We start from the raw sequence: 8,052 nt of genomic DNA on the forward strand, positions 1-8,052 counted from the left end.
CTCGTTAGAGTGCAGAGGACAACAGAACTCGCTGATATAGGAAAGAATCCCAGATATAATATAGGGCTCGTCAGGTTACAAAGGAAAAAGTACTTGTCGATACAGGGGAAAAATATTGCTTATATAAGATTTTTTTCAAAAAATTAATTTTTGATACTTATCACAAGAAGTGTTTCTTCTGCCAGTTACCTAGGATAATCATATTTTAGGTGAATAAAGGATGATTTTTAGATGTGTGGAATTGTTGGTATTGTCGGGAAAGAATTGGTTGCGGAACGTCTTTTTAAAGGATTAAAACGTTTGGAGTACCGTGGATATGATTCTGCTGGAATAGCAACAATTCATAATGGGAAAATTCATTGCCTTCGTGCAAAGGGAAAACTCTCTGTATTAAAGGAAAGTTTAAAATCAAATCCGTTACAAGGTAATATAGGGATTGCGCACACCCGTTGGGCAACGCATGGTGTCCCTAATGAGGAAAATGCGCATCCACATTGTATTGATGGTATAGCTGTTACACATAATGGTATTATTGAGAATTTTTCGCTTCTTAAAAAGGAACTTTTGTTTTCAGATCCCAGTAGAATCTTTGCAACTGAAACTGATACGGAAGTCATTGTACATCTTCTAGTGCAGTTTAAAAAAGATGGTCTCAACAATAAAGAGGCAGTAAGGGCGACGCTGAATCGCTTGATGGGTTCATATGCTTTGGCCATAATTTTTGAAGATGCTCCTGATACGATTATAGTAGCACGTAAAGGACCACCTTTGATTGTAGGACATGGACAAGGCGAGATGTTTTTGGGATCAGATGTTGTAGCATTGGCTTCTTTTACCGACAAGATTACGTATATGGAAGATGGTGATTGGGCTATTATCAGTAATTCTGGGGTTTCGATTTTCGATTCGCAGGATATTGAGGTAAAACGTAAAAGTCAGATTATTCAAATCACTCCCTTTTTGGTTGGAAAAGGATCGTATCGTCATTTTATGGAAAAAGAAATTTATGAACAACCAGAAGCAATTTCTCGCGTTTTGGGTCACTATGTTAATTTTTCCTGTAATACTATTATTCCAGATGTTTTTGGATATGATTTTGCGAACCTTGCCGGTTTAAGCATTTCTTCTTGTGGTACTTCTTATTTGGCTGGATTGGTAGGAAAGTTTTGGTTTGAACGCCTAGCAAGATTACCAATTGAAATAGATTTTGCTTCTGAATTTCGTTATCGAGATTTTTTATTTTCACCGGGATGGTCTTCTTTATTTGTTTCTCAATCTGGTGAAACAGCAGATACACTGGCATCGTTGCGTTGTATGCGTGACAAAGGTTTGAAGATTGGATCTTTAGTTAATGTTCTGGAATCAAGTATTGCTAGAGAATCTGATTTCGTATTTCCAATTAAGGCAGGTCCAGAAATAGGTGTTGCTTCTACGAAAGCTTTTACCTGTCAACTTTTAATTCTTTTGGCTATGGCAATATCTGCCGGAAGGGCAAGGGGTACAATTGATTTGATGCAAGAGCAGGCATTGGTTAGCTCTCTCATTGAAATTCCTCGTGTGATGTTTGATATTCTTCAAACAATTTATTCGAAAGTAGAGGGATTATGCCATGAATTGGCAAAATATCGTAATTTATTGTATATTGGGCGAGGTTCTAGTTTTCCTTTAGCTTTAGAAGGAGCATTGAAACTCAAGGAGGTTTCCTATATCCATGCTGAGGGTTATGCTGCAGGTGAATTAAAACATGGACCAATTGCTCTGATTGATGAAGGGGTTCCTGTGATCGCGATAGCCCCTTATGATCGTTTCTTTCAAAAAACTTTATCCAATATACAAGAAGTATCTTCTCGTGGTGGGCGTATTGTATTTATAACGGATGAACAGGGGGTGGAGAGTCAAAATTTTTCAACTTTAGAAACAATTGTCCTTCCAAATATAATAGATATGGTATCGCCAATTGTTTTTTCTATACCAATTCAGCTTATTGCGTATTACACAGCTGTATTTATGGGAACAGATGTAGATCAACCTCGTAATTTGGCAAAGTCGGTAACTGTAGAGTGACATATGTGTTATTTTACTTTGTGAAAAAAAACATTAATAATAGGATTAGGGATTTTTTTTACATGCAGAATAAAACGATTTATTCATCTTTGGTTATGAAAGTAAGAAGCAATTTCTTAACTGGTTTCATTATATGTGCACCAGTTCTGATCACTATCTGGTTAACGTTGTCCTTAATTAATTGGATTGATGGTTTTATTACGCCCTATATTCCTATGCGCTATAATCCAGAGTATTATTTTAATTTTGCTATACCTGGATTAGGGCTTTTAATCGCAGTAATTTTTATAAGCATTGTCGGATTTGCTGCGAAGAATCTCATAGGAAGATATGTTGTTTTTCTGAGTGAGAGTATTTTAAATCATACACCAGTTGTACGGGGTCTTTATAAAAGCACAAAACAAATTGTCCAAACTATTCTTAAAGAGAATGCAGTTTCTTTTAAACGTCCGTGTCTTATAGAATATCCTAGTCCTGGAATTTGGTCACTCTGTTTTCTTACAACAGATGTTCAAGGAGAATTAAAGGAAAAATTTTCTGAAAAAGGTCAAGATGATATGGTGACCGTTTTTATTCCACCAACACCGTTACCAACCGCTGGAATGCTGGTTTTTACCTCTCGGAGCAAAATCATTATGCTTGATATGACTGCTGAGGATTCTGCAAAAATGCTTATATCTGGTGGGCTTATTATCCCAGAATATACTACTAAGGATGACAAAACATCCGAATGTCAATAAAGATTTTGACGTCAATTTTCTCTTTTTATTATTCTATCCTGGGGCAAGGAATTGCAACACTTCGTTATATCGATAGAGATATAGGAGTGTTCGTATAGCAACTCCTCTTGTGCTGGTGAGTTGTGGATCTTTTTGAAGGAGATTTCGAGCGTCTTTACGTGCCATTTCCAATAAGTCGCCGTGTAACTCAGGCTTAGCCACAAGAAATTTTGGCATACCAGATTGCTTTATACCGAGAATTTCCCCTTCTCCTCTTTGTTTAAGGTCTTCTTCAGCAATTCGAAAGCCATCTTCTGTTTTTCGCAGGATGGATAATCTTGCATGACCAGTCTTTCCTAGTGGAAGATGGTATAGCAGAACACAACTCGATTCTTCTTCGCTACGTCCGACCCGTCCGCGCAACTGATGAAGTTGTGCAAGGCCAAAACGCTCTGCATTTTCTATTATGATAATTGAAGAATCTGGAACATCGATGCCAACTTCAATCACAGTTGTTGCAACTAAAAGTTTAATTGTTCCGCTTTTAAAAGAATTCATAATTGATTCTTTTTCGGCATCCGACATGCGACCATGAATTAAACCGATATTTGGTGCAAAATATTTTTGAAGACTTTTAAAACGCTCAATAACCGAAGAAAGCATTGATTCCTCTTTTTCTTCTATTTGAGGACATATCCAGTAAGCCTTTTTCCCTTGAGACACAACATATTTCAACCTTTCAATGATTTTATTAATTCTGCTAATAGGAACAACAACTGTCGTAATGGGTTTTCTGCCTATGGGTTTTTCTGGGATCTTTGAGGTGTCCATATCGCCGAAAGCAGCAAGCACCAGGGTGCGAGGAATAGGCGTCGCAGTCATAAGTAGGACGTGAGGCGATGTTCCTTTGTTTGTCAACTTCAGACGTTGTTGTACGCCAAAGCGATGTTGTTCGTCAACAACTACCAAAATCAATCTATGATATTGGATGGCATCCTGAAATAATGTATGGGTTCCGATAATGAGTTGTGCTTCACCGCTGGCAATGCGTTTTAATGCCATTTTTCTTTCGGTTTGAGGCATATTTCCTGTCAAAATATCAATTTTAATTCCGGATCCTTGGGTATATTTTTTGATGCATGCATGATGCTGCAGTGCCAATATGGAAATAGGAGCCATAATAACAGCTTGTCCGCCTGATTCTATAGCTGCAGCCATAGCCATCAATGCAACGAGTGTTTTTCCTGATCCGACATCTCCTTGCAGAATACGCAACATTCGTTTTGTTTGAGACATATCCTTGAGGATGTCGTTTATGGCTGATTTTTGACTCTCTGTTAGAGAGAAGGGGAGATTCTGTAATATTTTTTGAGAAATTTTCCCATTAACTCGTACAGGGATACCAATTTCTTTTTTAAGCTTTTCGCGTATCAGCAATAACGCGGTTTGTCCAGCCAAGAACTCATCATAAGCTAGTCTTTTTCTGGCTGGAGATTGCCAATCAAGATCTTTTTCATCAGAGGGATGATGCACTTTTTGAAAGGCTTCTGCTACGGAGGGGAAAGATTCCTTTTGTAAGAAGTTTCTTTCTAACCATTCCGTTAAAGGAGGTAGTCTTGAAAGTGCTTCTATCATGATTTTTTTGAAAAAATCTGATGATAACTTGGAAGGCAAGGAATAAACTGGTTCAATAATAGGAAATTTTTCGTCGTGGGGATTGTGGGGAATATAGTTAGGATGAATAATAGAAAGGCTCTTATTAAATTTTTTGATTTGTCCTGTGACCGTAATTACCCTCCCTTTGGGAAGCATTTTTTTAAGCCATTCGGTTTTTCTATGGAAAAAAAACAATGCTATTTCGCCTGTTCCATCGCTTAGTAGAATTTTATAGGGGTGTTGTTTTCCGAATGTTAGAGGACTGTGTTGTATCACTGTGCCGGTTATTGTGACGATTGTCTCGTCATAAATTTCGGAAATTTTTGGACGATATCTTCGATCAATTAATGAAGAAGGATAATAAAACAATAGATCAATAAACTGAGCTTCACGAAAATCGCCAGAATTGATGATTCTAGAGAGATGTAAAATAGATTTGGGTCCCACACCACGAAGAGTAGAAAGAGGGGCGAAAAGGGGATTGAGAAAAGAAGGGCGCATATTTTTTTATACGGTTATGAAAATATTATGTGACAAGAAATATTGAGGAGGTTATACCAAAGTTTTAGTAGGAAGTAGAGTCATTATATGGTTTATTATGCCCCTAATCAGTAAAAACATGAATTTGCGTTGTCGTCGTATTGTCTATCGTTGTTGGCGGCGAGGAACGCGTGAAATGGATCTTATTTTAGGACGTTTTACAGACAGAGAAATTGCAAATCTCAGTGAAGTCGAACTGGATATGCTTGAATCTCTTTTAGATGAAGACGATGGAAATCTTTTTAAGTGGTTTACAGGGATGGAGCCAATACCTGAGCATCTCCGTACACCTATTTTTGATAAGATATATCCAACATTTTATTCTTTGAATTCTGGTGAAAGCTTTTTTTAGGGAAATATGAATGATTTTTGGATCTGATGTCGCAGAAATTGGTACGACATCTTGTAAAAAACAAATCGTTTCTCACGTTGTTTCTGGTACAGAAGGTTTTTTACTTGCAGAAATGGCTCGCTCTGGGTCTTCTCTTGTTTATATAAGTTCTGATGAACGCTCTTTGCTTAATCTCAAAAAGATTCTTGCGTTTACCGTTCCTGAAATTAAAACTTTTATTTTACCTGCCTGGGATTGTCTTCCGTACGATCGAGTATCACCTTCGCCTCGTGTTGTTGCTAGTCGTCTTTCTTGCTTTTCACATTTAGCTGCCCGTACTAAAGAAAAAAAGGTGAGCATTATACTAACAACAGTGAGTGCTCTGATGTATCGTTTTCTCAATCCGGATGTTATAGAGAATTATAAGTTACGGATACGATCTGGAGATCAGATCAGTATGACGCAAGTGATAGAAAGATTGGAAACCAATGGTTTTCAACGTGTTGATATCGTTCATGCAGTTGGTGAATATGCAGTCCGCGGTGGTATTCTTGATTTATATGTCCCCACCAAAAAACATCCGATACGTTTAGATTTTTTCGGGGATAACCTGGAAAGCCTTCGGTTTTTTGATTCTGTAAGTCAGCGTACGATCGGGAACATTTCTTCTGTCGTGATTAATGTTTTGAGTGAAGTCATACTTACTCCTCAAACTATCAGCCTTTTTCGTGAAAATTATCTGTTGAATTTTGGGGCAGTCACTCAAGAAGATCCTCTGTATGTTTCTGTTTCTGCAGGGCGTCGATATCCTGGAGTAGAGCACTGGCTTCCCTTCTTTTATAATAATCTAGAGACGGTTTTTACGTATTTTGCCGATTTTTGTGTGGTGACAGATTCTACTGTAAAGGATGCTGTTCAAAAACGTTCCCAATGGATTCAAGACTATTACGAGGCAAGATCACAACATCTCTCCATTAAAGATAATACATCCGTATATAAACCCATTTTACCAGAAAAATTGTATCTAGATTGTCAACAATTTAACGCGATGCTGGAAAATTCTCGGAATCTCGTTACTATCACTCCCTTTAATCAACAAGAAACAGAAAAAAATAACGTTATTTCTCTCAATGTGCGTTCGGGAAAATCTTGGATTCCATCTTTTTCAGAAAAAAAGGAATTACGGGATAATGCTGAATCCATTGGTAGATTCGATCGTTTGATTGCCTATATTGCAGATCAAAATCGAAAGGGAAAACAAGTACTCATTTCTGCTTTCTCAGAAGGATCCTTGCAATATTTATTAAAATTACTTGCTGAAGATGGACTGGAAAAAACCAAAAGAATCAACTTGTTGGCAGAGATGGATTCTCTTGTAAAAGGTGAAATAGCGACAACAGTTCTTTCTCTTGACGCAGGATTTGAGACAAAAAAAATTCTTCTTATTACCGAGAAAGATATTTTAGGAGAGCGCATTATGCGTCGCTCTCGTCGTCGAAAATCTGCTGCTAATGCTATTTTTGAAGCAACTTCTATAGAAGAAGGAACTATTGTCGTTCATGCAGAGCATGGTATAGGGCGTTTTGTTCATTTGCGTAGTCTTGAAGTTGCGGGGACACTTCATGATTGTCTTGAATTGCATTACGATGATGATGCCAAATTGTTTTTGCCAGTTGAGAATATCGATCTTATATCACGCTATAGTGCAGAAGATGTTTCTGTTTTGTTGGATAAGCTAGGGGGCGTTTCTTGGCAAGCTCGTAAAGCACAATTGAAAAAACGCCTTGAAGACTTGGCACAGCAACTTATTGATATTGCTGCAAAAAGGTCGATTCACAAAGTTCCTTCTTTGATTGTTCCTCAAGATTTATATAAAAAATTTGTACAAAGATTTCCTTATGTGGAGACTGAAGATCAGGAAAAAGCTATTGAAGCCGTTTTACAGGATCTTTCCAGTGGTCATCCTATGGATAGGTTGATTTGTGGTGATGTAGGTTTTGGAAAAACAGAAGTAGTGCTTCGAGCTGCCTTTGTTGCTGCAATGAATGGCTTACAAGTTGTTGTTATCGCGCCAACGACATTGCTTGTACGACAGCATTTGCGTGTATTTTCTGAACGTTTTCAGGATTTTGCACTTCGTATAGCCAGTATTTCACGATTTGTCAGAGCGAAAGAAGTGTCGTTATGCAAGCAGGAGCTTGCAGAAGGAAAAATAGATATTATCATTGGTACTCATGCATTACTGAATCCTGCAATCAAATTTTCTAATCTTGGATTGTTAATTATAGATGAGGAACAACATTTTGGTGTAAAGCATAAGGAGAAATTGAAAGAGATCAAAACTGATATACATGTATTGACCCTTTCTGCAACTCCAATTCCGCGCACTTTGCAGTTAGCAATGACGGGAGTTCGAGAGTTATCTTTGATAACCACACCGCCCATAGATCGTATTCCTTGCCGGACTTCGATTTCAATTTTTGATCCGTTGGTTGTTCGTGAAACCTTGATGCGAGAACATTATCGAGGTGGTCAAAGTTTTTATGTTTGTCCGCGTTTATTGGATTTAGAGAAATGCTATGACTTTCTGCGGTCAGAAATACCAGAACTGAAGATTGTTATAGCACATGGAAAAATGTCATCCAGAGATCTTGAACAAACCATGAATTCTTTCTACGACGGACAATATGATGTTTTGCTTTCTACATCTATTGTTGAATCCGGATTGGATTTTCCAAGAGC

Annotated in this window: 5 protein-coding genes; 4 read left to right on the forward strand and 1 reads right to left on the reverse strand. The window is 37.7% G+C overall.

Annotation, left to right across the window (positions count from 1 at the left end; all coding sequences use genetic code 11):
• Positions 1-231 precede the first annotated feature (231 nt).
• Entirely contained in the window at positions 232-2,064 is a 1,833-nt protein-coding gene (gene glmS / locus H0G72_RS02500; RefSeq protein WP_182017215.1) for a glutamine--fructose-6-phosphate transaminase (isomerizing), read from the forward strand.
• Between the two features lie 62 nt (positions 2,065-2,126).
• Positions 2,127-2,804: a DUF502 domain-containing protein gene (locus tag H0G72_RS02505; protein ID WP_182017216.1), complete on the forward strand. Its 678-nt coding sequence runs from the start codon at positions 2,127-2,129 to the stop codon at positions 2,802-2,804.
• Positions 2,805-2,837: 33 nt separating this feature from the next.
• Here H0G72_RS02505 and recG read toward each other — a convergent pair whose 3' ends face one another.
• Entirely contained in the window at positions 2,838-4,940 is a 2,103-nt protein-coding gene (gene recG, locus H0G72_RS02510; protein WP_182017217.1) for an ATP-dependent DNA helicase RecG, read from the reverse strand.
• Between the two features lie 97 nt (positions 4,941-5,037).
• On the opposite strand from recG, the gene H0G72_RS02515 reads away from it, so the two are divergent.
• Positions 5,038-5,331, forward strand: a complete 294-nt coding sequence (locus tag H0G72_RS02515; protein WP_220456084.1) for a succinate dehydrogenase assembly factor 2 — start codon at positions 5,038-5,040, stop codon at positions 5,329-5,331.
• 10 nt (positions 5,332-5,341) lie between these two features.
• Positions 5,342-8,052: transcription-repair coupling factor (locus H0G72_RS02520; RefSeq protein WP_182017218.1), on the forward strand; the 2,711-nt coding region annotated here is incomplete at its 3' end.

Origin of the sequence: Candidatus Liberibacter sp., assembly GCF_014048425.1 — a bacterium.
Taxonomy (GTDB): Bacteria; Pseudomonadota; Alphaproteobacteria; order Rhizobiales; family Rhizobiaceae; genus Liberibacter.

Bases quoted from the DNA above. Each gene is read 5' to 3' on its own strand.
- glmS (WP_182017215.1), top strand. From the start codon at position 232: ATGTGTGGAATTGTTGGTATTGTCGGGAAAGAATTGGTTGCGGAACGT.
- H0G72_RS02505 (WP_182017216.1), top strand. From the start codon at position 2,127: ATGCAGAATAAAACGATTTATTCATCTTTGGTTATGAAAGTAAGAAGC.
- recG (WP_182017217.1), bottom strand. From the start codon at position 4,940: ATGCGCCCTTCTTTTCTCAATCCCCTTTTCGCCCCTCTTTCTACTCTT.
- H0G72_RS02515 (WP_220456084.1), top strand. From the start codon at position 5,038: ATGCCCCTAATCAGTAAAAACATGAATTTGCGTTGTCGTCGTATTGTC.